The sequence below is a fragment of the Bacteroidetes bacterium endosymbiont of Geopemphigus sp. genome (assembly GCF_002904345.1).
Classification (GTDB): domain Bacteria; phylum Bacteroidota; class Bacteroidia; order Flavobacteriales; family Blattabacteriaceae; genus GSPS2-BC2016.
In genome coordinates, this window is sequence record NZ_PEIH01000005.1 from 1,013,315 (window position 1) to 1,038,478 (window position 25,164).

The window sequence follows — 25,164 nt, forward strand, 5'->3', positions numbered from 1 at the left end:
TTTAAAACTCTGCGTTCTTAGGTGTACGCGGAAAAGGAATGACATCTCTGATATTGCTCATCCCTGTAACAAACTGCACAAGTCGCTCAAAACCAAGACCAAATCCACTATGTGGAGCTGAGCCGAAACGACGGGTATCGAGATACCACCAGAGTAGTTTCTCATCAATATCTAATTCCTTCATGCACTTTAGCAAGATCTCATAGCGCTCTTCGCGCTGAGAGCCACCTATGATTTCTCCTAAACCAGGGAAAAGGACATCCATAGCGCGAACGGTTTTTTCATCTTCGTTCAAACGCATATAAAATGCCTTGACAGCTACCGGATAATCAAATAAAATTAATGGAGCACGAAAATGTTTTTCTACCAAATATCGTTCGTGTTCGGATTGCAGATCCATTCCCCATTTTACAGTATGTTTAAACTGTCCCTTTTTATGAGTTTTGCTAGCTAATAAGATTTTTATGGCTTCGCTGTAGCTAAGTCTGATAAAAGGCATTCGATTTACAAATTCCAGACGCTCTACAAGAGTGTTTTCCAATCTGTCATGTTTAGGTTTTTGCTTTTGCTCTTCTACAAAACGTTGATTGAGAAAATCCAGATCTTCAGTGCAATGCTCCAAGATGGTACCTATGAGGTATTTCAGAAAATCTTCGGCTAGATCCATATTTTGTGAGAGCTCATAAAAAGCCACTTCCGGCTCTATCATCCAAAATTCAGCCAGATGTCGTGAGGTATTGGAATTTTCAGCACGGAAAGTAGGTCCAAATGTATAAATCTTACCCAAAGCCATGGCAGCACTCTCCCCTTCAAGTTGACCTGAAACGGTAAGATGAGTAGAACGTCCAAAGAAATCCTGACTTTCATCGATTTGACCTTGACTATTGCGGGGAAGTTTCTTTAAATCAAGGGAAGTTACACGAAACATTTCTCCGGCGCCTTCGGCATCTGATGCGGTGATAATAGGTGTGTGTACATATAAAAATCCGCGCTTATGGAAATATTTGTGCACGGAGAATGCCAGTTGATGACGTATCCGCATCACAGCACTGAAGAACTTAGTTCGAAAACGCAAATGAGCTTGCTCGCGGAGTTTTTCTAGGCTGTGGCGCTTAGGTTGCAAAATAGTACCTTGCAAGACCTCTGGGGAGGTCTCACTGTATATTTTAATCTTCTCGGCAAGAACTTCGATGGTTTGTTCTTTTCCTCTGCTTTTGACAACAAGGCCGCTAATTTTCAAAGCAGCACCTATGGTGATTTTCTTTAAAAATTCTTCGGAAAATTTGCTATCCACCACCACCTGCAAATCCTTTATAGTGGATCCATCATTAAGTGCAATAAAACGATAACTTCGAAAAGCCCTTACCCAGGCATTTATAAGTACTTTATTTTCAAGAAAGGATCCACCTCCCTCAAGCAACGTCTTAATGGAATACGTCTTCATACATAAAATTGTCAATAAAAAAGAAGCTCCGAACACTGCCCTGATGGCTTAGCTTCAGCCAAAGGTTGGCTATCAAACCGTAAGGATTTCTCTTTCTTTAAAAGAAAATAACTCATCAGTTTTTTTGACAAAAGCATCGGTAATTTTTTGAATCCGTTCTTCAGCAATCTTGAGTGAATCCTCAGGCAGAGCTTCGATTTTTTTTAGATGCTGATTCGCTTCTTTTCGAATATTTCGTAAACTCACCTTACTAAGCTCTTTCTCAGCTTTAGCTCTTTTAACTAATTCTTTGCGACGCTCCTCAGTAAGAGGAGGAAGATGAATAAGAATAGCTTCGCCATTACTCATCGGCGTAAATCCAATATTAGCATTAATGATCGCACGATCGATTGCCGATAACATATTGCGCTCCCAGGGTTGTATGCTTAAAGTCACGGCGTCCATAACACTAATGTTGGCCACCTGATTCAAAGGGGTGGGCACGCCATAATATTCCACCTTAACTGCCTCGAGCATATGAGGGCTAGCTTTTCCAGTGCGAATCTGCGAAAAAGCTTTCCTGAGGCGCTCAAGAGATTTCTCCATTTCCTCTTTACCTTCTAAAATAATTTCTTCAAGCTTTTCCATAAAATGATTTATTTTGATACTAATGTGCCGATATTCTCGCCGGCAAGCACTTTTTTAAGATTGTTTTTTTTGTTCATGTCAAAGATAATTATAGGCACATTGTTCTCACAGCTTAGGGTGAAAGCAGTCATATCCATAACATTCAATCGTTTGTTATAAACATCTTCAAAAGAAATATTCTCTAGCTTCTCGGCATTGTGATTCTTTTCCGGATCTGCCGTATAAATCCCATCCACACGCGTGCCCTTTAATATGACCTCAGCACCAATCTCTATCGCGCGCAAGCTAGCGGCTGTATCTGTAGTAAAATAAGGATTACCGGTACCTGCCACGAAAATAACCACACGTCCTTTTTCTAGATGACGAACCGCGCGCCGTTTAATAAATGATTCAGCTAGCTGTTCCATGCGAATGGCCGTTTGTAAGCGGGTATCCACCCTAAGATCTTCAAGGGCCCATTGCAAGGCCATACCGTTTATAACCGTGGCGAGCATTCCCATATAATCTCCCTGTACACGATCAATACCATGGTTGGATCCGCTCAAGCCACGAAAAATATTTCCGCCGCCAATAACAATAGCGATCTGAGCGCCCATTTCCACGACTTGTTTAACTTCCTGGGCATATTGATACAGACGTTTAGGATCTATTCCAAAGCTTCCTTCTCCCGTCAGAGATTCTCCACTAAGCTTTAACAGCGATCTTTTATATTTCACCTGAGAAATTTTCTGCAAATATAATCCAAGTGTACTTTTTTATAATTAGAGGGTTAGATAAAAGTCTGAAAAATAATATAAATCAAAAATATTTTATAAAATTATCTGCAATCTGATTGATTTTTAATCAAGTAAATTCTTATTAAGCAAGAGGTTCAGACTTTACATGTTTCAGTTAAGTCAGCGAAAATTTATTTTTCTCTTAAGTGCATAGTTTTTTTATTCATTTTCTTAACCATCGGAAAAACAGATGGAAAATATCAGGAAAAATACTTTTTGATGTATATTCTTTCAAAATAGATTTTTTTACAGAAAGATAGCACTCAACGATATCTTAATTAAAAGCAGAGATTTTCTTAGATGAAGATTCTTCAGATAATTTTTTAGCTTTTACCGCTAAGGAAGCTGCGATGAAGATGCCTCCTCTTCCACAGTCAATCGATGCTCATATTCAAAGATTTTTTTCTCGATAGTGTGCCACATCAAGCAATTCAGTTTGAAAAAAGTCAGGTCCTATAGCGCGAAAACTTTTAAGTGGGAAGAGTAGTTTTTAATATCTTATCCACTCCGGAAATATGACCCCCAATGCCAACGCCTGTAATAAAATAATCAAAGCATTCTAGAAAGTATCTTATAATTTACTGCGCAATACTGCGTCGATGAATATCTCTATTGATAGGATTATTTCATTCAAGTTTTATTCAGACCTTGTATTTCAGTATATACCTTCTTAAGGTGTATATGAGGAGTATTACCAATATAATATAAATATTAGCCGCTTTTTCAGACCTCACACCGGACTGCGCCTTCTTTAAACCTTCTTATCCATCTCATCAATGTTTCTTTCATGATATTTTATACTTTCTAAACTTGTCTAAATTCATACTCTTTTTCCGAAATTATCGCTTGCTGTATTCTCTCTTATCACATGTTTCCTTAATTCTGCTTTACAAGCTAATCGTCTCTTCATTTATTGCTTTGATTGTTTGCGCCATTATCCTTACTTGTTATTCGTATTTCTACTTTCTACTAATTTAATAATATGATATCCTCTCTAGCGCATTCTTATTCACAATGTTGGGTATTATAAAGATTGCTACAGTTTTTTCACCTACTTTAAGCTCTCTTCTATTATAAGTTGATTGATCTTAAAAATACTTGTTATTAAAAGAAAGTCTTACAAGCGAGCAACACTAGCCATATAAAAGTAAATTATGATACAATTTTATTGTAAGATATAGGATAACTTCTTTTTAGAAACCTTATCTATGAGGATTAAACACGACCATAAACTAAGTCTGAAAAAGACTAAAATCAAGGCAGAAATCGACAAAAAAATCTTCTTTTAAAAAGAATACAAGTTATTTTGAAAAAGGTTTTTATGTATAAACAGAGCTGCACAAGGAGATTCATCCTTATAGTAGGATGGATTATACTTAATGTACTGATTTACAAGTTGTAAATAAAAAAGCAGTGAATTAGCGATCATTTACTGTTTTTGTTTATAAATTCTTACTATTTTAAATAGATCATCTACCTAAGAGATGAGCTTTTTCATACACCTCCAAAGACCTTACGAGCATTTGCGCTAGTAATATGAGCCAGTTCTTTTTCTTCAATGCCATATACTTCTGCAAGCTTTGAAAGGGTTCTCAATAAAAAAAGAGGTTCATTTCGCTTACCCCTGTAAGGAACTGGAGCCAGGTAAGGCGCATCGGTTTCGAGAACGATATGCTCGAGAGCGATGCGATGCAGAAAACGATCAGTACTGTTACTTTTAAAAGTAACTATTCCTCCTATACCCAATTTCATCCCATAGTGGATCGCTTGCTCAGCCTGCTCGAGAGTTCCTGTGAAGCAATGAAAAACACCTCTTAGTCTCGGATGTTTTTCTTGTTCGAGAATCTCAAAAACCTCTTTGAAAGCCGCCCTGCAGTGAATAACAATAGGCAAATCAGATTGTTTAGCTAGATGGATCTGATGAGAAAAGGCTTTTTGTTGTTCTTTTAAAAAACTTTTTTCCCAGTATAGATCAATACCTATTTCCCCTATCGCAGAAAAACTACGTTCGGACAAGAAAGTCTTAATAAAAGCTAATTCAATTTCCAGAATATCAGGATGTACATGACAAGGATGTAAGCCTATCATAGGAAAGCAAATTCCTGGGTAAAGACGCTCAAGATCTAAGATCAAAGAAAACGTCTTGCTATCCAGCGATGGTAGATAAAATTGCTGGACGCCGGCCTTCAAAGCATTTTCTATAACTTTATAACGGTCAGAATCAAACTCTTTAAGGTAAAGATGTGTATGGGTATCTATAAGTTCCATATTAAAGTTTTTTATTTTACGTCATAAGCAGCATCATAAGCAGATATGCTAGGTAAAGATAAATAACACGACCTTGATTATATTTAAAACAATTAATTTTGGATCTCCAAGTACACGAAAATCTCTTAATGAAAGCATATATCTTTCCTGGTCAAGGCACTCAATACTCTGGTATGGGTAGGGAACTATACGAAAATCCAAAGGGAAAAGCTCTTTTTGAGCGAGCCAATGAAATTCTAGGTTTCCGTATTACGGATATCATGTTTAAAGGCAACACTGAAGACCTCAGACAAACCCATATTACCCAACTATCTGTATATCTTCATTCGGTTATCCTGGTAAAGACACTAGATAATTTCGCGCCCGGTATGGTAGCGGGACACTCGCTGGGAGAGTTTTCAGCATTAGTAGCTGCGGGCGGCTTAGATTTTGAAGCAGGTCTGGAACTGGTTTATCAAAGAGCAATGGCTATGCAAGAGGCTTGTGAGCTCGAACCCTCTGGTATGGCCGCTGTATTGGGACTAGAAGATCAAATAGTAGAAGAGATCTGTAAAAATACCCAAGGGACAGTGGTTCCAGCTAACTACAATTGCCGGGGACAACTTGTGGTTTCTGGAGAAAAACGAGCTCTGGAAAAAGCTTGTGAAGCCATGAAAAATAAAGACGCTAAACGAGTGCTTATGCTTGCCGTAGGAGGGGCTTTTCACTCTCCTTTAATGGAGCCGGCACGAAAAAAATTGGCCGATACTATTAAAAAAACTTCCATTAAAAGACCATGCTGTCCGATTTATCAAAATGTACATGGCCAAGGATGCGAAGATCCAGATATTATAAAAAAGCATCTTATCGAGCAATTAACCGCGCCTGTAAGGTGGCGGCAATCTATAGAAAAAATGATTGGCGAGGGAGCAAATATATTTATAGAAACCGGTCCTGGAAAAGTATTACAAGGACTCGTTAAAAAAATTCATCCACAGTTTAAAACTTGTTCAGCTGAGCCAACGCTATAGATGAAAAAACAATTTTATAGCCATGGAAAAATAATACTCAGCGGAGAATATGCGGTGCTCGACGGGGCCTGGGCGATAGCCTTAGCTACCCGAAAAGGCCAAAGCATGGAAGTTGAAAAAACAAATAACAGGCATCATTTGCATTGGAAAAGCTACGATGAGCATGGAGAAATATGGTTCGAAAGCATCTTTTCGAGCCCTTCTCTGGAAATACTTTGTAGCACTGATTTACAAATAGCAGAAATACTTAAGCAGCTGCTTTTACAGATGCAAAGATGTAATAAAAATATTTCTTTAAAATGGACGGGCACTCTGGTAAAAACCTACCTGGAGTTTCCAGCAAGTTGGGGCTTAGGTAGCAGTGCTACTCTTTTATCAAACCTTTCTCAGTGGCTTGAGATAGATCCTTATAAGCTCTCGGATAAAAGTTTTGGAGGCAGCGGTTGTGATATTTCCTGTAGCCTTTTAGGTCAGTCTATTCTTTATCGTCTGCAATCGTCCAAGCGATATATAAAACCCATACGATTTGAACCTTCTTTTTCTGAAGAGCTTTTTTTTCTTCATCTTAACAAAAAGAAAAACACTAGATCGGCCATTTCAAACTATACTTCAAAAAAAAAACATATCGAAGCTATCAGAAGATTATCTGATATTTCTTTAGCTATCGTGCATTGTCAAGATTTTGACAAGTTTAAAAAACTTGTAAATGAACATGAACAAATAATCGCCAAAATATTGAGTGTTTCTCCATTAAAAAAAAGTTTATTCAAAGACTACCCAGATACAATAAAAAGTCTTGGTGCCTGGGGCGGAGACTTTGCATTAATTACACGTACAGAGAATATGGAAAGCTACTTTAAAAGCAGAGGATATTGTACACTTATTCCCTTTAAAGAATTTATTTTAAACGAAAAGTAAAGTTAATTCCTTACGATTCTATGATATTATGCCGTAAACGGCTTAAAGTTTGCGGAGCCACACCGATATAGGCGGCGATTCTACCTAAAGAAACTTGTCGAAAAAGTTCTGGTCTCTTATGAAGCAATTTTAAATAACGCTCCAGGGCAGGATCTTTTATCAAGCACTTTTCACGTTCGGCCTTTAATATAAATTGCTCCTCCGTGATCTTTCTTATGATATAATTTGCGTAATCTACACGCTCTAAAAATTCTTGCATTAGATCATAACTCATGCAATCAACTTCCATATTAGATAACGCAATCAGTTTCATATCGGCGGGCTTTCTCGTAAGAAAAGACGAATAAATAGAAACAGGCTCTCCCATCATTTTGAATTCCAATACATATTCCTTTTTATTTTTTTCTACCATTACCATGGACATGCCTGACTTAATATAGTATATATAATTCTCCACCTCGCCGGACTTAGTAAGGATTTCATTTTTTTTGAAACGTTTGGAAATAATTTTCGATTCAAAATATTTCCAATCCTCTTTAGAAATAGGATGATATTTTTCAAAAAAACTTTTAATATTTCTCATAATTACAAGTATAAATTTTACAAAAATTCTATCATTTAATCTAACTAAAACTTTTCTTTATCACTTGCTATTTTTTTCTCCCAGGCCCAGGCAGTTTGCAAAGCCTCTTCCAAAGAAATTTCCGCCTTCCAGCCCAATTCTTTTTCGGCAAGCGAAGTGTCAGCATAGGCAGCTTCGATATCCCCAGAACGTCTATCAATAATTTGATAATCAAATGATTTATTGAGTATTCTTTCAAAAGCTTTTACTACTTCAAGCACAGAATGACCCCGACCTGTTCCTAAATTAAATACTTCAAAAGAAGAACGATTTTTACCTCTCAATAATCTACTTAAAGCGGCTACATGAGCTTTTGCTAAGTCATATACATGAATATAGTCACGGATAGCTGTACCGTCTTTCGTATTATAATCACCTCCAAATATAGAAAGTTTAGGGTGCATTCCTATAGCTGTTTGTGTAATGAAAGGCACCAAATTCTGAGGAATGCCTAAAGGAAATTCTCCGATTTTTATCGAAAGATGTGCACCGATAGGATTGAAGTACCGTAAGGACACAACCTTTTTAATATGTATATTTGCATAATCTCTCAAAATTTGCTCACTCATCTGCTTGGTAGATCCATAGGGTGATTCTAAAGGTTTAAGCGGAGCATCTTCTTTTATGGGTAATTTATCAGCCTGTCCATATACAGTACAGGAAGAACTAAAAATAAAATTATCTAATCCCCGTGCTTGAAACTCTTGCAAAAGCTGTATGAGTGACACCAGATTATTATAATAGTATTTTAAAGGAATTTTTACACTCTCTCTCACTGCTTTAAAAGCCGCGAAATGGATAATTCCATCAATAGGATGAGTATCGAAAAATCTCTTAAGAGGAATTAGATCTGTTAAATCAAAACATTCAAAATCAGGAGATTTACCGGTAATATCAGTGATCTTTTTCAAAAAACTTTTGTCGGAATTTGAAAGGTTGTCTACAATTACTACTTCATAATTATTTTCATGCAGGGCAATCACCGTATGTGATCCGATATATCCTAAGCCTCCTGTAACGAGTATACGTTTATTCACTTGCTTAATTAAAAAATGAAATCAATTCTGAACCTATATGTTCTATATGCTCTTCTGTAAGTTCAGTGTGCATAGGCAAAGAGAGTACCTCATCTGTAATTCTATCTGTAGTATCAAAGGCACTTTCTGGATTTCGCCAGCTTCTATAAGCTTTTTGACGATGAAGTGGCACCGGATAATATATCGATGAAGAAATTCCCTTTTCATTCAAATATTTGCGTAAAGCAAATCTTTTTATAGCAGGCACAAGAAGTGTATATTGGTGAAAAACATGTGTAGACTTCTTATCTCTATAAGGTATTTTAATAGCAGGACAAGTCGATAGTATAGAATCATATCGATCAGCTGCCTTTTTTCTGGAAGTATTGTATTCATCGAGATAAGGCAATTTTACTCGCAATACAGCGGCCTGAAGACTATCTAAACGAGAATTGATGCCTAATTCGTCGTGGTAATATCTTTTATGCATTCCATGATTAACAATAGCGTGCAAACGCTCGGCGAGATGCGTATCATCTGTAAAGATAGCGCCTCCGTCCCCATAGCAGCCTAAATTTTTAGAAGGGAAAAAAGAGGTAGTACCTATATGCCCCATAGTCCCCGCTTTATAAATGCTCCCATCTGAAAATCTACAGGAAGCGCCTAAGGCTTGCGCCGCATCTTCTACTATAAAAATTTCATACCTTTCAGCGATTCTTAATAAAGGTTCCATATCCACACATTGCCCGAAAAGATGAACAGGAACGATTGCTTTAGTATTGGCGGTAATAGCTTTTTCCACAGCGCTTACTTTCATATGAAAGGTTTTCTCATCAATATCCACCAATACAGGCGTGAGCTTCAATAGCAGAATCACCTCTATAGTAGCGGCAAAAGTAAAATCAGTAGTAATTACTTCATCGCCTTCTTTAAGGTCCAAAGCCATAAGTGCTGCCAATAGAGCGTCTGTCCCACTGGAACAAACTATACTATTTGAAGTACCTAAATGATGAGCTAATTCTTCAGAGAAAGCTTTTACTTCGGGACCGTTGATATAATTGCAAGAACGTACCGTTTCTAAAATTGCGTAATCGATCTGACTTTTTATTTTTTCATATTGACCCTTAAGATCAACCATCGGAAAATATGCTGTAAACATCAAAACGAAATGTGAAATGGTGGCAAATATACAAATGATTTATATTTACAATTCTCAAAATCTTAAATTATTTTAATTGCATTGCAAACTTAATAATTATTTTACTTGAAAATAAATTCAATACATATTAATAAAAGTTGCTTTTTATACTTAAAAATAGATTAAAATTATAAATAGTAAATGATTTTTTCTCTTTCAAATATACTGACATAAATATTTTTATAATTCTCTTAGATGTAAAGAATTATTATAAAAATATACCTTTAACACCTTATGTTTTTTTTATATAGTTTCTTCACTCATTTATTAAAGATCGGACTCTGGATAATGACTCCTTTCTGGTCTAAACTTCGGAGGGGATGGAAGGGAAGGAAAAACTTAATTGCAAAGCTTCAAAAGCATATAAATTTATCAAACGAAACGATTTGGTTTCATTGTGCTTCATTAGGAGAATTTGAGCAAGCAAGGCCTTTGATCGAAAGGGTACGTAAAGAATTTTCTCATTATCATATTTTACTGAGTTTCTTTTCTCCTTCCGGCTATGAAATCATGAAGAATTATGATCAGGCATATTATGTGTGCTATCTCCCTATAGATACTCCCAAAGACATGCGTAGATTTATAGAAATCAGCCGAGCTGTAGCTTTGATTTTGGTCAAATACGAATTCTGGCCGAACATGATTTCGCAAGCTTATAAAAAAAGCTTGCCTATATATAGTATCTCCGCCGTATTTAGAAAAAATCAGCTGTTTTTCAAGCCTTATGGCAAATTTATGAGAAATATTCTAAGAAAAGTTACTCATTTTTTCGTACAGGAGGAAAACTCTAAATTGCTTCTAGAGTCCATTGGCATTAAATGCGTTACTATATCTGGAGATACGCGTTTTGATCGCGTAATACAAGTGAAAAATTCATTCAATCCATTACTTAGCATAGAAAAATTTAAAGATAAACAACTTCTTATAGTTGCCGGAAGCACATGGCCCGATGATGAGAGGCTTCTGATACAATGGATAAAAACTCATGAAGGTAAGGTCAAGTTTTTATTAGCTCCTCATGAGGTTCATCCCTGGAGAATCGCTCATCTAAGATCACAGCTTTCAACGAGTCATATAATGTATTCTGAGATGTCAAATAAAGATCCAGAAAAATGCTCTGTCATGATCCTTGATTGCATAGGTTTGCTCACGCGTAGCTACGGGTCAGCAGATATCGCCTATACAGGCGGAGGCTTTCAGAAAAGCGGGATTCACAATATTCTTGAAGCCGCTACTTTCGCAATACCTGTGCTTTTCGGACCTGTGCATCATAAAGTTATTGAGGCAAAGGCACTTCTTCAATGCAAAGGTGCCTTTGCAATAGATAATATTGAAGACTTAACGATCAAATTAGATCAATTGATCAAAAACCATTCTCTTAGAAATGAAATGGGTAGAAATGCACAAAAATATGTCCAGGATCAAAGAGGAGCTACAGAAAAAAACCTGCGTGCCCTAAAGAAAAAACTCTGAAGGACTATTTGGCTGCAGAAAATACGCCATCGCCTTGGCGAGTATCCCTTTGAATAAGCGTGGCCTTTACCAGCCGTAGCCTGCATCATCATCCATCTCCAGAAATCAGGTGCCCGCCACGGATCATGATCGGTGATAGCCATTAAATATGAACCGATTTTATCAGATTCAGACTCTTGTGATCTTGAATAGCTCAATATAGTCAATCCAGCTACCGTGGGATACATCCACTGAAAAAGACCACTCTATTAACCATTGCCAAGCCCAATCCTTCCTAGGATCTCCCCAAACTGCACCAGCTGCTGCTGACTCATTCGTTCAGCTCCATGATTGACCAAAGCATACGCAACTTCATGACACATAACCATAGCAATCCCAGTTTCATCTTTGTAGACAGGAAAAATACCCTTGTAAAAAAACTACTTCCTACGGGCATACACCATACGTTGATTTGTTGATCATCTAATAAGATTAAAGTCCCGACGGTAATCCCTGATGATATCTGCTCCTGCTCGGCAGGATATTTCTCCACCATACTGAAGTTGCTGGACGCACGCGGTTCCTCGCTTAATACAATTTTTGGAAAGCACCTCGTCGTATTTATCGAAACTCATGGGGAAAATCTGCGCGTTCGAGACAATATTAAATTGCTTACGACCTCTAAGAGGAACGGTATTACAAGAGAAAAAGACGAAAAGTAAAACAAAGGTTATCTATTTCATAATATTAAATTTAATGATTTAAAAAATCGCTTCGACCACCTCATAAACATTATGAGGCTTGCTCATGCTGTAGTAGTGAATCAACAGCACACCTACCCGCTTAAGCTCTTTGGACTGATTAATAGCTCATTCTATACCGATATAATATATGCTTTCATCATTTGGAATAGCTACATGAAGATGGCAAGTATATTGTACAATTGAGATTTAGAAGAGTGGGCTTAATACCCCCGGGATGACCGATATATCTAATCCCTTGAACTGGCAATGGGTCGTGAAATCAAAATATTTCGCATTGTCAAAAAACATCTGCGTAACTACATAACCAACGCCGTTTGCAACTTTTTCCGCTTTTGTAAAAACTCCTCGTAGCAAACCATTATAGTAAACTCCTCGTGATGATAAGTAACATCTACAAAAGAAAGATTAAATTCCATTAGGGGATCTAATGCATAAAAAATATCAATAATATTATATCCTTTTAAAGTGGGAAGAATTTCAAAAGAAAATAAGGTTTTCTTAGCACGTGAAATATGCTCTGTAACTTTCACAATCAAGAAATAGGAAGAGTAATTTTTTTAAATCCGGCAAAGGAAACAAGTGCCTCAGGAAGATCTATATAATCTTCAGATTGATAATTTTCAAGAAGACTTGCTAGAATACGTGGCAAGGCCAATGCGCTTGCATTTAAAGCATGACAAAGCTGTATTTTACCTGCTTTATTTTTGTAGCGCAACTTGAGTCGATGGGTTTGGAAATTGGTGCAATTGGACACTGAACTTACTTCAAGCCAACGGCCTTGCACAGCTGAATATACCTCAAAGTCATAGGTCATAGCGGAAGTAAATCCCATATCTCCCCCACAAAGTCTCAAAATACGAAAAGGCAAATTCAAAGAATTTAACAAGCCTTTCACATGTTTTACCATTTCTTCCAAAGCCTCATAGGAAGTCTCAGGTGTGGTGATTTGAACAATCTCTACCTTATCGAACTGATGCAAACGATTCAGACCGCGCACGTGCACCCCGTAAGAGCCAGCCTCGCGCCTGAAACAAGGAGTATAAGTAGTGATCTTAAGCGGCAATTGCTGCTCTTGCAAGAGCTTATCACGAAAGCAATTCATCAGTGGTACCTCACCTGTAGGGATCAGGTAAAGATCATCCTGGCTTACATGATACATCTGGCCTTCTTTATCGGGCAACTGTCCGGTACCCTGAGCTGAGGTGGCGTTGACCAAATGAGGAAGGGCATATTCAAGATAACCCGCATGGGTATTATAGTTTACAAAATACTCAATTAAAGCACGCTGTAAACGCGCGCCCTGACCGGTATATACAGGAAAGCCCGATCCACTGATCTGTACGCCTAGCTCCCAGTTAATCAGTTGAAATTTCTTAGCCAGCTCCCAGTGGGTAAGAATTCCTTCTTTTAAAGAAGGAAGTGCGCCCTGCTGATCTATAATTTCATTATCCTGCGCCGAACGACCCGTTTTGACCAGTTCATGCGGAATATTAGGAACCTCAAGCAAAGCCCGTGAGAGCCACTGTTCATGTTCAAAGAGCTCATTGCCAAGCCTAATTATTCTCTCCTTTAATATTGCGGAACTATCGCGTAAAACATTCGCCTGTTTTTCTTGATTGTTTTGAAATAATTTACCAATTTCCCTAGAAAGCCGATTGGACTCTGCCAGACGTTCATTGTACTGAAATTGTATGCGCTTTCTCAATTTGTCAAACTCAAGAATTTTATCAATCAAATCAGTTTTAGAAAAGTGGCGTTTTTCAAGACCTTCTAAGACTTTTTCTCGGTTCTCACGGATAAATGAAACTTGTAACATAAGGGGAATCTTGCTTAAATACGATAAGCCTTCAAATATACGTTTTTTAAAAAACGATAGATTTTATTAGCCTATTTCATCCGTTCGGATAAAAAATAATAAACTTATTATAAAGTATAATGTAGACATACAATACCATAAAAAATATAATAATTATATTATAATAAATTATATAGTAACATAGAGTGTTAAATAGATCGATTAGAGAGGAGAGATATTACTATTTACTTAATTCATATTTTTAGTAATATTACAAGATATTTTAAATTAAATTTAATATTCTATGAAATTTTCACCTATTATAACCATCGTTAGCATTGCTTTTTTCGTAAGCAGCTGCGCTACACTTTTTACCGGAACTTCTGATAAAATCAGCTTTCAATCGGAGCCGCAAGGCGCTAAAGTTTTTGTAAAGGGCATAGAGCGCTGCACTACTCCCTGTAGGGTTTCTATCTCGAGATCTTTAACCACCACAAAAGCTCAGATGAGCCTACCGGGCTATGAGAAAAAGATTTTTGAACTTACAAGGACTTTTAATGGCATTAGCCTTCTTAATTTTTTTGGATTCATCGGCTGGGGAGTAGATGCTGCTACGGGAGCTGTGATGAAATATGATATAAAAGGTTATAATTTTGATATGAATGAAAAAACAAACTAAACAAAGTTTACTATAAACCCTCTTTTATATAAAAGAGGGTTTATAGTATTGTTAAATACATACTCGTTTGAATAATAGAATTTTCAAAGAAGTTCAGTTTTTTACTGCTGTTTCTGCCAGATTAACTTATGATAAACTATCTCATTTTCTTTTAAAGTACCAGAATTAAAGGTTTTGATTACTTCCTTTATCTTGATCATAATCTATAATATAAAAGGTTCTTTTGCTTCACTCTCAGTGAGCTCAACTGTCTTTTTAATGAATGCCCAAAATTTTCCAAGCCATCCCACCATTCTCCATAAGGAGCATATTCAGCTTCTTTAGTTTCTTTTTCTTCTTCTGAAAATTCCAGTAAATATTTTTCATTTTTTGCCTGAACCTTGTACTTTGAGTTATATCTACCAGTGGTTTGCCAGGAAGTAAAATTTTTTGAAAGACATTTTTTCCTTCCCTCTTGATCTCTTATCGCCCCCATTGAATCTCTATGTGAGAGTAAATAAAATGAAACTTAAACGAATATTTATATTACAAATATCCTCTAAAACGTAATGTTTAAAAGTATATTCCTATATTCGTTCTGTTCTTTTGAGAACTTTGACAGTTCTTTTAATTATCTGTTATTCGTGAGAATAAAGTGTAAATGGCAAGAGTATCTTATTGGGTTCTGAGCAAGAAAAATCCGTCGGAAATTTATTTAAGATTTATTCAAGTCGCTAAGTTCGATGTTTTTATCAAAAAAACCTCTTTATTAACCCTAAACACTGGGATAAGAAAAAGCAACATGTAAGAAACTATAGCCTCGGCTCATCAGAAGGATTTGATCAACGACGCTCTTGAAAAGCTTTCCGCTTATCTCTTTGAATGCATGAATGAAGATCATATAGCCGGAGGTATTATCGATAAATCGTGGGTAAAAAAAACGGTCTCTGAGTTCTTCGGCGGATCTTATGAAAAAGACAAAGCTATATCTGTGACGCAATGAATGGAAGAATACATAGAGAAACTCCCACTTCTGATCAAGAAGGACAACCCCCCCCTTTCTCCCCTTTCTAAAAACACCATATCAAGCCATAAAACTACCCTAGTCAATCTTAAAGGCTTTTCAAGAGTATAAGAACATACAGTTAAAGTTCACCGACATCAACCTTGCCTTTCATAAGGAGTTTATAGAATATTTAAGAAAGCTTAAAAAGCTAGGTAGTTCAAGTGTATGGGAAGCTATTAAAAACCTCAAAGCCTTAGGTAGAGTAGATAAGCTTGAAGGTCACAGGGTGCATGAAGAGTTTGAGAATCGCGAGTCCTCTCCCAAGAATTTCTTGTTCAAAAGCGGAAAGTGTTTACCTGAGCAATGAGGAGATAGAAAGAATTTACGCTCTGGATCTCTCAACAGGGTAAGACATTGAAAGATCCGAGCTGATCTTAGAATTGTTGCGCTTTAAGGAAGCCTGCTAAGATGAGATATTTTTACTTCTAACAAATAGAAGTAAAGGGTAATCTCATTTACTGAAAACGTTTCTTGTTCATGGAAACGCCAAAAAACCTTGATTTGCTCTATATAGTTCATTGCTTACATTGCCTTTTGAGCCGATAGTTTTCTTTACCTTTCTTCTTTGATCATCTCGTGTATAAAAAATTCTCTTCCTTTCTTTATCCATACTTTATGCAGGCTGGTCTTGGGTTGACCCCGCTCGTCGATATAGGCATGGGTTTTGGTATAGCCCCTGTTCTGATACTTTTGATATAAGAGCCAAGAGTCGCGTCTGTATTGGATATTATTCTCGTGAAGAAGCTTATTGAGACCCTGCACGCTCATGTCGAGCTCCTTGGCTATCTGATTGAACGTGTATATCTCCTTGATTTTCAGGATCTTATCGTAGTACTCTACCTTGATCGGTTACTTTTTTAACTCGCCGCTCTGCAGATCCACTCTCTTTTTAAGGATCTCTATGGCCGAAAGTATGGTAAGGTCTTCATCGCCATTTCCTACAGAAACGCTAACTTGGGTTAGAAGTTCTCTGATCCCATATGGCGAAGGACGGGTTGAGCTACCTGGCGAACTCCATGGCTACTTCCTCGTGAAAGAAAATGGGTCTGATCGTCGCCACCTTTTTTAATCTCCATAAGAGGTTTATGAGCATTCCAAAGATTTTCGGAATGGATTTTCTCAAGGGATTTGAGGTATCTGCTCGCGCTTTTTAGTTTGATCCAATCGTGAGGTTCCCTACCGAAGGACTTAGCCATCTGAGTGGCGTTGATCATGATATTTCCGCTTCATTTTAGAAAAGTGATCTCATTGCCTTAGTAGTTAAATACATTATTGTTCATCTTATTGCTATCGTGGTTTATGACTTTTATTTTCTTTTATTCCTATCCTTATCCATCCACCACAGGATGCAGCCCGCGATAAGAAGGGATAAAAGCGTCAATACAGTGAGGTTCATAGCTTCTTGTTTAAAGGGTTAGCGTTTCTTTTATGGGCATTTTACCGCTCTTATATGTAAGCTCTTCCAAAGTCTAAGGCTTCTTTTCTTTTTTGATCTTACGTCGAGTTCGCCGCGGCTTGCGCTTTTCGTTCGATGACATCCTGCATCTCCTCTATCGAGTTGTAAGCCCAGAAAGACCTCGGGAACAATATATCCTCGAAAAGAAAGCTGCTGCGCGGTATCTCAGCATCTGGCTCGGGCAGGGTTCTTCCACTTGCTTCCGGGCTTGTTATACCAGTCCTCGGTCTTAGCCATGGTGATAGTGATGATCGGACCTTCGAGCTTTTCTCCCGTGGAGAGTTCCGAGCACTACACCCTACATCCGTAATTATCACTTGCTTCTTCTGAATTCATCTCATAATGAAAGACAGGAAAACCTACCGCATCGGTTGAGCATGACGATGATAAAAGCGCTTGAAAAGCAAGGCTTTCTCGAGATGATGTACATATTCTGCATGACCATAAAGAGAGAGAGCCCCAGGCGAGCGGACATTTCTATATCTAAAAGGATGTTGTCTATATTGCTCGAAAAGGTTTTAGGGATCATATCCGAGCTGCTCAGGGATTTGGTCACCCTTTGCTCGTGATCAAAGGAAGAGGAATTAAGGAACGGGCTCAACTCCGAGAAGTTGTCTTTATAGATGTTTTGCATATGCATGGCTTGTATGTTTTTTTTAAGTGGAAGCGTTAAAAAAATCTATAGGTTTTGTTGATATGAGCCCTTGCTCTTTTCATGTGAAAGAGTAGAGATAAGCTTCTTACAAAAGAAGGCTTCACGTAAAGACCTCTCTCAAGGTATTTTTTGCAAGAAGAAAGCTCATCGCTTTGCTTTTTGAGCTTAGCGGAAATCTTTTCGTTATAGCGATTGGTGAGCTCACCAATCGAGATTTGGCAGGACTCTATCTCTTTGATAAGCTCCTTAGCCTTGAGCTCTGTGCGGCTTTCCTTTTTTATCATGACTTAGTTTTTTTCTTTAGAGCGGTATTTATATCGTTTCTTTTATAGCGTACCGTATTGCCTATTATCCCGGGATAAGAAACTTTTCTTCTCCACTGGAGTATCGATGCAGAGTTTCCGTACTTACCTTTAAGAGATTGGACGCTTCCTTTGGGGTCACGAATTCCTCCTTTTAAGCCTGCTTCTCTCTATGGAGCTTCTCCATGTTTTTTGATACTCCAAAAATGACATCCCTAATCAGATCGTTTGGATTCACGCTGACAAACTGTATCATCGAGACATTTTTATTATTCATAATTTCCTTGTTTTGTGATTTGCAGTCTTAGATGTAGGGACTTTTCTATTTCGTAGAGATTCGAGAGGGTGGGGCATATGAGGAAGAAGGTCTCGGTGGTCTTTCTCAGATCTTTTACTCTCCTTTCAGAGCACTCGTTTATAGCGTATCTACTGTTTTAATGGCTTTTATGTGCGCCTTAACTTCATCTCTTCTCCTTTTAAAAGCGGCGATCTTTCTTTGTATCTCTTTTTGTATCACTTCCTGAGTGAGGAGTGGTGTTTCTAGGGCTTTGACGTCTATGATGATTTTGTTTTTATTTAAAGTTCATTTAAAATTTCTCCTTTGGCGTTCTTATCGATATTTACGTGCTTTTCGATGAGAGATTCGAGATCTTTCTTATGTTCTTTACTGACTAATGTTTACGGGGATAAATACCTTCGATCTCCCCCATAGCCTCTCAACGGAAACTTTTACATCTCATATTCTCTCCTGAGAGATCGCGTTTATAAGAGATCCAAAGTCACAAAAGAGCTTTTTCGGCGCTTAACTTACAGAATTCTTTTAGGCTTTGGTAGTAGATTACGTTATCTCCGTTGATCCATCTCTTTGATGGAAAAAGAAAGAGATCCTTAGTAAGGATCCTTTCCTTTAAGAAAAGCACAAGATCTTTCAAATCAAGGTCTTGCAACTTTGTTAACTATTTGTCAGTCATGTTATTTAGGCGATATAGAACTATATAGTATATGTTGTACATCTATAAAGTTTACCGCCTTCAATTCGGCTTTACGCTCAGACCTTATTCTTTTTTAGGCTTTCACATCTTCTTTTTTGTAGTAGATTCTGTTGCTTGTGGTGGATACAGATTTAATATATCCTCTTCCTTTGTAGATATCTAAGATCTATGAGCTCACCCCGAGATTTCAGTCGTTTGCTTTCTTATCATAACATCGTGCTCTTTCAGTTTTTAACTGTTTTGTTCTGATGGTCCTATAGTGCTTACCTTAGTTCGCTTTATTCTTATAATGTCCGCTGTGGTGAGTAGTAAGAACAAGACAAATATATAAAAGTATTATTTAAATAAAAAAGTATATGGGTATTAAATTTCAAAAAAATATTAGCTCCGTCAAGAGAAGAATACTAGAATACATTGATTTTAAATTAATTAAAAAAAATGATTTTTTAAAAAAAATAAAACTATCTGCTACGAATTTTCACGGGAAAAACGCAAAAAGTGAATTAGGTGGAGACAAAATATTCGAAATTTTAAGATGTTTTCCAGAAATTAGTCCTGAGTGGCTTATTACAGGAAGGGGTAACATTATTCGGAAATTAAGAGATGAGAAATTAATAAACGTGGAAAAACACATTAATGAAAATACATTATTTCAGGGTAAGGAAATCAAAATCGAGAAATCGAGAAATCAAAATAATTTTTCATTTTCAGTAAGATTAAATTCTATTCTGAAAAACTACAAAGTTAGTGGTTATAAGCTATCCAAAGAATTTAATTTGGCTGAATCGACCATCTCAAATTATAGAAGTGGAAAATCTTTCCCTGCATCTGAATTTCTAATTAAGTTAGGAGAAAAATACGAAAACTTAAATTTAAATTGGCTAATAACAGGTGATGGTCATATGTTAAGAGAAAAGGAATCTCACAAACAAAATGAGGATTCACCTAAAATTTTGAGAGAGTTATCTCATGAAGAATTTATAAACTCACATAATCACAGTAAGAAAGAGATAGAGCTATTAAAAGAAAGATTAGTGGAAAAGGATAAGCATATAGATGATATAAAATCCTCTCTCGAACGTCAGGTAGCTTCCCTGCAGTCTAACATGGATATAATAATCAAAGCCAAGGACGAGTTGCTCAAGGCAAGAGAAGAAGTCCTGAGAAACAAAGATGAAGTTATAGCCATACAGAAACAACACATTAAAGAGCTTAGTAGAAAAAAAATAAAATCATCGATCTTAGCAACCTCTCTGCCGCTGAACAAATAACGGTAGAGCGAGAAGGAAACACAATGGTAATCAAAGAAGCTAAAAAAATATCTCCCTCTTACTCAGCACGTGACACACCCCGCCTATCTGGGCGTAAGTAGTCGTTTTTTTCATATATAAAAAATCATACCTATCAAGGTATATCCTAAAGGATATACCTCCATTAGCTTAGAAAATCTTCATTTTTAGTCTTTACTCTCTTGTAAAAAGTAGAGGTGCATTATACTTAAGCGGTGTTATATAACTATTTATTAAAGAATCTCACGGAGATATATTCTTTAAAGTATTGCATGATAACTTTTAGTATTATTTTAATATATTAATTTGAGAATCTTCATATCCTTTTGTGCTTAATTAGTTGAATACAATTAAATAGGATAGATATAAGGCAGAGAAATATACCTTAATTTAAAAGTTAATTTTTATGAGAAATATTTTACTATCTCGTGCGTTAACGGTATTGTTTTTGTCTTATGATGACAATTACGAGAGTCAAAAAATAAAACCAAGCGAATCGGCTCAATTTGAACTTGATAAATATGGGAAAACCCAACTTCATTAGGTAATAATCAATAGAAATACAGAAGCTACTAAAGAACTTATAGAAAAAGGGGAGTATATCAGTACTAAAAATAAGTACGGCTACACTCCACTTCATGTGGAGGCTTATCGAAATGATAAAGAAATAGTTAATGTTCTTATATCTAAAGACGCCAATAAAAAGACTGAGGATAAAAACGGAAAAATCCCTTATAATTTAGTAAGCGATCCGGAACTTAAAAAGTTTCCTGATCCATAACAGGATTTTATCCGTTCTCTTGTAGTTATTTTTTCCATTAAAAGAACCCTGTTTTCTTCATAAGAGAACAAGGTTTTTTGTTTCCTGAAGGTGTTCTTTTACAAGAAAGATCCGTTTGTTCTTATTTGTTGATAACTTTTGCTTTTTGTTAAAATGTGATTAAGAAGGATTTTTTCGGGTATTATACATCAAATACGATTTGATATCGGCGCAGATTGTCGATGGGAACATCTCGCTAAAAACCCTCCTTGAAGGAAAGAAAATCCGTGAGCTCAACTGGTCAAACGTGGAGTTTAGCTCGGATCCGGATAAATTTATCGGGACCTTTTCCAAAACCGTCGATTATATCCATGCCATAGGTGGACTATGAAGCGAATATAAAGTTCGATACCGACCCCACGTCGTGACCACTTACAACACCTCCTTCGATATCTTATCGAACGTATGGGAAAAATTCTTCATGTGAGCATAAGCTCAGCTCGCGTTATATGGACAAAAACGATCCGATAAAGAGCGTTGAGTTTCTAAATACCATCGGTTTACCCCTACTAAGGGTTATTTGCTGAAAGAGGTTGGTAAAGATTCGCGATACGATCTTGAGTACTACATGGATGATCGTCGTGACACAGGATGGAAACAATCGTTAAACCCATACGTTAAATCTTCTTGCTCTCTGAACCCTTAATAAGGGTAAAAAAGGAGGCTACTCTAAGTTTAACAAGGGCTTATATTTTGAGCGCGGCGACCTGCTGAGGACGCAAGGATGTATTGAAATTCCTTTGGATAGCGGACAATATTCTTGTGACCTTGATCCTATAAGATCAAACTGGGCACCAAGATTCCTCCAATGAATATAGTTTTAAAACAACTTATAAAAAACGTGTGGCGGATTTCTCCTTTATAGATATCTATATCCCTCCCGAAACTACCATATATCTGAGATCAAAACGATGGGATTGTGATAAATCCTTCCTCAAATGGTATCTGAATATTAAGTTCAAACCCCCTCTTCCGGGGATTATTATAATTATTCAAACTTCCTTAAAAAGGATATTTACTTCTATAAGTTATTCAAAGAACCTTACAACTATAACGATATATATTAAGAGATATATCGAAAGCTCAAAACGAGATCTATCGTTTGGGCAAGGAAAACATGGCGAAAACCATCGAAGAGAAGTTTAGTTTGGAAGACCAGATGTATGAAAAAGAGCAAAGCTTGCTTGATAAAAAATATAGAGCGAAAAAGATCATCCAAAAGAGTACGAGCGTGATAGCTTAAACATCGATATAGAACATAAGGCATAAAAGGCGCAGATCGCCATGGAGTATGTCAATAAGGATATCGAGCTTTTCGACCTACAACATAAGGTTCGATTAGATAAGGAAAAGACCCTTACCAAAGGACTAGTTAAGGAAGAGTAAAAGCCTCTAGATGAGATCTTTAGAGATAAAAATTTTCTTTGGATGAGCAAAAAAAAGGCAGGAGGGATAACGGAGAAAGACTATGCTATCGAATCGCTTAAACTTGATCAATGGCTCGCCGGGAAGAAAAAAGTCTTTAACGACAATCTGATCGAAAAGGAGCACATCGACGCGCAAACCAAGCTGAGAACCAGAAAATATAAGCGAGAAAATGAGCTTTTCCTGAAAAAGGCGGAGATCGAGATTGAGAAGCAAACGGCATTAGAAGCGGCCAAACAAACATATGCCGATAAATAAATCATAGAGGATAAATTATAAAGCTACCACAGAGGATGCCGAGAAGGAACACGCCGATAAAGAAGGCGAAAAACTCAACGCGCACCTCTGACCATGGCGGCCAACACAACAGGGGCGCTCCGTTGGGGATTTAGGCAAAAAAACCGATGCGGGTAAGGCCGACGCTATCGCTCAGACCACCATCGCCACATATCAGAGCGCCATGGAAGCTTACAAATCTTTATCAGGCATATAGGTTCAGCCTTGGCAGCAGCCGCGGCTGCTGCGGACACCGTCACGGGTATAGCTGCCGATACTTCCGATATCAAAAGTAAAGCTTGATCTCTGGGATCGGACAGGTTCGGCCTATAAGAACCCCGCTCGGGCGGCATGTGGTGCCTTAATTATCCTTAAAAGACCTTCGCACGCGCAAGGGGGCGTCGATCTTTACGATAGTTCGGGAAGAGCGGTGGTAAACGCCGAAGGAGACAAGAAGGTAGTCATTATCAATAAACGCTCCTCGCGCCTTTTATAGGATCTGAGCTTCTTGAATCAAAGCACAGAGGGATATCTGCTCAAATCAGGCTAAGTCTAAGAGCCGAAATAGATACCAAAGCCTTAAAATAGAGACCTTAAGAACATCGCTTAAGCCTGAACTCATCAGAGAAGTCATCAAAAAGGCTTTGACACAACTAAGGTGGTTCTCTTTACGGATTAGGTGAATAAGCATATTAAGGAAAGTGAGCATATCAATGAAATAAGCCATGTTTAAAAACTTCCGTAGGCAAACATTAAAAGCTCAAGCCACCTGTTTAAATAAAATACGCCATGTTTGAGATAAAAAACATCTTGGATGGCTAGAAGAACGATTTTAAAAAAAATCCTTTCTCAGAAAAGATCGCCAAAGAGAGCGCTCTGCAATGCACTCGCTATCCAGAGGCTGGATACGATAAGTTCTTTAGCTGGATCAAAGGCGATTCCATCGCCGAAAGAGGAATGGTCTGTGCCCTCTGCGGAAACGTTTAAGCGCTTTACCTTCTTATCTCTGAAAGAGAGAAACTTAACTGCGATGTTCCGGGGGCACCTGCTTTTCGTATCATTTAAATGACTTAATGGATGTTTTACGTTAGTTTTGAGGTAGTCGGTTCAGATCATTGCATTTCAATACATACCAACCGAAAAGACTTTTATATCATGGTGTCTTTTTAAATACCATGAGATGCGAAGATGCCCTAGATGATAGTTTTTACGTAAGTAAATAATCTTTTCGTCAATATGAAGCGCTATTCTGATCTTTGTATTTTCAGGGAAGGGTTTTTTTATTGATCAAAGTGGTTGCTCCTTTTTCTTCATAAGCTCTCTTCCAATTGTAATATCTATCCCTAGATATACCAAAGTATTTACAGGTTTTGAAAATATTCGCCGTTTTCTTGGCATGGTCAAGAACTTTTATATTCCGACGAATATATGATTGCTCTTTTAAATTCATATCCTTTAGAATTTTGATTGACAGGCTACAAGCTGTAGACCAATATTCCCCAATGGACTATATCTTTATAGTGAAAATGTGGTGTTTGTGGAGTGAAAACTCAAGAGGTTTTTACTCTTTTAGAGGGTCGTCTGTATCCTCTCTGTGTCACGCGAAATCATTTTTGAATTATGAAAACGAAAAATGTGACGCAAAAATATAAACTGAGGAAGAGGTTATAAAATGTAAAATTTTTATTCAAATTTTTCAAGCTGAAACCATTTGCGCTTTGATTAAAATAATTTTAGATTAATCCTTTCCTTTATAAGATCTTATAGTTAGGTAACAGGAATTTTCATCCTTACATTTTCTATCTTTCACTTCAAAAGAAACTGTCCAGAACAGTATTATTATTCCTAATCATAGCAGAAGCGAAATCAGGATCAACCTCAGAGCAAGCTTTTTTAAGGAACAATTGAGCCATTTTAAAACTTTCAGAATGAGCAGAATCTGCAGAGACTCTACCTTCAGAACTTGCATTTTGCTGGATTATTACCTTATAAGCAAGCGATTATTAAAAATAAGTGTAAATTTTTAATCATAATATCTATATTATATTTTTATATATTTAACAGAAAGTTTTTTCCTAGAAAAATAATAACTGTCGAGTTCATCATCCATAAAAAATTAATTTCAAATACAGCAGATTTTTCGCGATATGTTTTACTAAACATTTATACACGAAAGAATCTGTGACTTTTTGCGTATTGACTTCATCAGATCCGAAAGAGAATCTAAAACCTTACTAACTGTTTTGAGATACCGTAGAACGTGCCTTTAGTTACCAACTTACTGAGAAAAAAAGATTTATAAATGTGTTGTGCTCTATTATAAATATGCAATTTA

At 37.0% G+C, this 25,164-nt stretch carries 30 protein-coding genes; 11 read left to right on the top strand and 19 right to left on the bottom strand.

Features of this window, described 5'->3' with window-relative positions; genetic code table 11:
• Position 1 precedes the first annotated feature (1 nt).
• The 4 genes from asnS to CS842_RS06250 all read right to left on the bottom strand — a co-directional run bounded on the left by asnS (position 2) and on the right by CS842_RS06250 (position 5,115).
• Positions 2–1,444, bottom strand: coding sequence for an asparagine--tRNA ligase (asnS, locus tag CS842_RS06235; RefSeq protein ID WP_103328057.1), 1,443 nt, complete (start codon positions 1,442–1,444; stop codon positions 2–4).
• A 72-nt stretch (positions 1,445–1,516) separates the two neighbouring features.
• Positions 1,517–2,071, bottom strand: a complete 555-nt coding sequence (gene frr / locus CS842_RS06240) for a ribosome recycling factor (protein WP_103327969.1) — start codon at positions 2,069–2,071, stop codon at positions 1,517–1,519.
• Positions 2,072–2,079: 8 nt separating this feature from the next.
• On the bottom strand, positions 2,080–2,787 hold the full coding sequence (gene pyrH / locus CS842_RS06245; RefSeq protein ID WP_103328058.1) for a UMP kinase: 708 nt from the start codon (positions 2,785–2,787) through the stop codon (positions 2,080–2,082).
• 1,554 nt (positions 2,788–4,341) lie between these two features.
• Positions 4,342–5,115, bottom strand: a complete 774-nt coding sequence (locus tag CS842_RS06250; protein WP_103327970.1) for a TatD family hydrolase — start codon at positions 5,113–5,115, stop codon at positions 4,342–4,344.
• Between the two features lie 128 nt (positions 5,116–5,243).
• On the opposite strand from CS842_RS06250, the gene fabD reads away from it, so the two are divergent.
• Complete coding sequence (fabD, locus tag CS842_RS06255) at positions 5,244–6,125, top strand: ACP S-malonyltransferase (protein ID WP_103327971.1); 882 nt, start codon at positions 5,244–5,246, stop codon at positions 6,123–6,125.
• On the top strand, positions 6,126–7,043 hold the full coding sequence (locus CS842_RS06260) for a GYDIA family GHMP kinase (RefSeq protein ID WP_103327972.1): 918 nt from the start codon (positions 6,126–6,128) through the stop codon (positions 7,041–7,043).
• A 10-nt stretch (positions 7,044–7,053) separates the two neighbouring features.
• Here the strand turns inward: CS842_RS06260 and CS842_RS06265 are convergent, their stop codons facing one another.
• From CS842_RS06265 to CS842_RS06275, 3 genes are read right to left on the bottom strand one after another with little or no spacing between them, the layout of a single operon-like run.
• Positions 7,054–7,626 (bottom strand): Crp/Fnr family transcriptional regulator, encoded by a 573-nt coding sequence (locus CS842_RS06265; protein WP_103327973.1) that lies wholly within the window; start codon positions 7,624–7,626, stop codon positions 7,054–7,056.
• Positions 7,627–7,670: 44 nt separating this feature from the next.
• A complete protein-coding gene (galE, locus tag CS842_RS06270; protein ID WP_103327974.1) occupies positions 7,671–8,702 on the bottom strand; it encodes a UDP-glucose 4-epimerase GalE in 1,032 nt (343 codons plus the stop codon).
• 4 nt (positions 8,703–8,706) lie between these two features.
• Positions 8,707–9,819, bottom strand: a complete 1,113-nt coding sequence (locus CS842_RS06275) for a DegT/DnrJ/EryC1/StrS family aminotransferase (protein ID WP_103328059.1) — start codon at positions 9,817–9,819, stop codon at positions 8,707–8,709.
• A 294-nt stretch (positions 9,820–10,113) separates the two neighbouring features.
• Between CS842_RS06275 and CS842_RS06280 the strand changes: the two genes are divergently transcribed.
• Positions 10,114–11,352, top strand: coding sequence for a 3-deoxy-D-manno-octulosonic acid transferase (locus tag CS842_RS06280; protein ID WP_103327975.1), 1,239 nt, complete (start codon positions 10,114–10,116; stop codon positions 11,350–11,352).
• A 248-nt stretch (positions 11,353–11,600) separates the two neighbouring features.
• Here the strand turns inward: CS842_RS06280 and CS842_RS08095 are convergent, their stop codons facing one another.
• The 5 genes from CS842_RS08095 to serS all read right to left on the bottom strand — a co-directional run bounded on the left by CS842_RS08095 (position 11,601) and on the right by serS (position 13,911).
• On the bottom strand, positions 11,601–11,714 hold the full coding sequence (locus CS842_RS08095; RefSeq protein WP_410468495.1) for a hypothetical protein: 114 nt from the start codon (positions 11,712–11,714) through the stop codon (positions 11,601–11,603).
• On the bottom strand, positions 11,663–11,887 hold the full coding sequence (locus CS842_RS07020) for a hypothetical protein (protein WP_195909921.1): 225 nt from the start codon (positions 11,885–11,887) through the stop codon (positions 11,663–11,665). The genes CS842_RS08095 and CS842_RS07020 overlap by 52 nt, the downstream gene beginning before the upstream one ends.
• Before the next feature lie 394 nt (positions 11,888–12,281).
• On the bottom strand, positions 12,282–12,383 hold the full coding sequence (locus CS842_RS08100; RefSeq protein WP_410468510.1) for a hypothetical protein: 102 nt from the start codon (positions 12,381–12,383) through the stop codon (positions 12,282–12,284).
• 8 nt (positions 12,384–12,391) lie between these two features.
• Positions 12,392–12,631: a hypothetical protein gene (locus CS842_RS08105; RefSeq protein WP_410468533.1), complete on the bottom strand. Its 240-nt coding sequence runs from the start codon at positions 12,629–12,631 to the stop codon at positions 12,392–12,394.
• Complete coding sequence (serS, locus tag CS842_RS06290; RefSeq protein ID WP_103327976.1) at positions 12,628–13,911, bottom strand: serine--tRNA ligase; 1,284 nt, start codon at positions 13,909–13,911, stop codon at positions 12,628–12,630. Before serS ends, CS842_RS08105 begins: the two co-directional genes overlap by 4 nt.
• Before the next feature lie 283 nt (positions 13,912–14,194).
• Here serS and CS842_RS06295 point away from each other — a divergent pair, with 283 nt between their 5' ends.
• A complete protein-coding gene (locus CS842_RS06295) occupies positions 14,195–14,569 on the top strand; it encodes a PEGA domain-containing protein (RefSeq protein WP_103327977.1) in 375 nt (124 codons plus the stop codon).
• A 196-nt stretch (positions 14,570–14,765) separates the two neighbouring features.
• Here the strand turns inward: CS842_RS06295 and CS842_RS06300 are convergent, their stop codons facing one another.
• Entirely contained in the window at positions 14,766–15,044 is a 279-nt protein-coding gene (locus tag CS842_RS06300) for a hypothetical protein (protein WP_103327978.1), read from the bottom strand.
• 342 nt (positions 15,045–15,386) lie between these two features.
• Between CS842_RS06300 and CS842_RS07025 the strand changes: the two genes are divergently transcribed.
• Together CS842_RS07025 and CS842_RS08110 are read left to right on the top strand one after the other, a co-directional pair.
• A complete protein-coding gene (locus tag CS842_RS07025; protein ID WP_195909922.1) occupies positions 15,387–15,551 on the top strand; it encodes a hypothetical protein in 165 nt (54 codons plus the stop codon).
• A gap of 106 nt (positions 15,552–15,657) precedes the next feature.
• Complete coding sequence (locus tag CS842_RS08110; protein WP_195909927.1) at positions 15,658–15,921, top strand: phage integrase SAM-like domain-containing protein; 264 nt, start codon at positions 15,658–15,660, stop codon at positions 15,919–15,921.
• A gap of 245 nt (positions 15,922–16,166) precedes the next feature.
• Here the strand turns inward: CS842_RS08110 and CS842_RS06305 are convergent, their stop codons facing one another.
• The 4 genes from CS842_RS06305 to CS842_RS06320 all read right to left on the bottom strand — a co-directional run bounded on the left by CS842_RS06305 (position 16,167) and on the right by CS842_RS06320 (position 18,009).
• Positions 16,167–16,460, bottom strand: coding sequence for a phage antirepressor KilAC domain-containing protein (locus CS842_RS06305; protein WP_103327979.1), 294 nt, complete (start codon positions 16,458–16,460; stop codon positions 16,167–16,169).
• Positions 16,461–16,573: 113 nt separating this feature from the next.
• Entirely contained in the window at positions 16,574–16,828 is a 255-nt protein-coding gene (locus CS842_RS06310; RefSeq protein WP_103327980.1) for a KilA-N domain-containing protein, read from the bottom strand.
• 579 nt (positions 16,829–17,407) lie between these two features.
• On the bottom strand, positions 17,408–17,704 hold the full coding sequence (locus CS842_RS06315; RefSeq protein ID WP_146037483.1) for a hypothetical protein: 297 nt from the start codon (positions 17,702–17,704) through the stop codon (positions 17,408–17,410).
• A 35-nt stretch (positions 17,705–17,739) separates the two neighbouring features.
• Positions 17,740–18,009: a hypothetical protein gene (locus tag CS842_RS06320; RefSeq protein ID WP_103327982.1), complete on the bottom strand. Its 270-nt coding sequence runs from the start codon at positions 18,007–18,009 to the stop codon at positions 17,740–17,742.
• Between the two features lie 1,366 nt (positions 18,010–19,375).
• Between CS842_RS06320 and CS842_RS06325 the strand changes: the two genes are divergently transcribed.
• From CS842_RS06325 to CS842_RS06330, 5 genes are all read left to right on the top strand, one after another.
• Complete coding sequence (locus tag CS842_RS06325; protein ID WP_103327983.1) at positions 19,376–20,290, top strand: helix-turn-helix domain-containing protein; 915 nt, start codon at positions 19,376–19,378, stop codon at positions 20,288–20,290.
• 424 nt (positions 20,291–20,714) lie between these two features.
• Complete coding sequence (locus CS842_RS07035; protein ID WP_195909923.1) at positions 20,715–20,852, top strand: hypothetical protein; 138 nt, start codon at positions 20,715–20,717, stop codon at positions 20,850–20,852.
• Between the two features lie 6 nt (positions 20,853–20,858).
• Entirely contained in the window at positions 20,859–21,089 is a 231-nt protein-coding gene (locus tag CS842_RS08115; RefSeq protein ID WP_430537319.1) for an ankyrin repeat domain-containing protein, read from the top strand.
• A gap of 199 nt (positions 21,090–21,288) precedes the next feature.
• Positions 21,289–21,459, top strand: coding sequence for a hypothetical protein (locus CS842_RS07040; protein WP_195909924.1), 171 nt, complete (start codon positions 21,289–21,291; stop codon positions 21,457–21,459).
• Positions 21,460–22,556: 1,097 nt separating this feature from the next.
• Entirely contained in the window at positions 22,557–22,811 is a 255-nt protein-coding gene (locus CS842_RS06330) for a hypothetical protein (protein WP_103327984.1), read from the top strand.
• 164 nt (positions 22,812–22,975) lie between these two features.
• Here CS842_RS06330 and CS842_RS06335 read toward each other — a convergent pair whose 3' ends face one another.
• Both CS842_RS06335 and CS842_RS08120 read right to left on the bottom strand, forming a co-directional pair.
• A complete protein-coding gene (locus CS842_RS06335; protein WP_103327985.1) occupies positions 22,976–23,182 on the bottom strand; it encodes a hypothetical protein in 207 nt (68 codons plus the stop codon).
• A gap of 911 nt (positions 23,183–24,093) precedes the next feature.
• On the bottom strand, positions 24,094–24,279 hold the full coding sequence (locus CS842_RS08120; protein WP_103327987.1) for a helix-turn-helix domain-containing protein: 186 nt from the start codon (positions 24,277–24,279) through the stop codon (positions 24,094–24,096).
• Positions 24,280–25,164 lie beyond the last annotated feature (885 nt).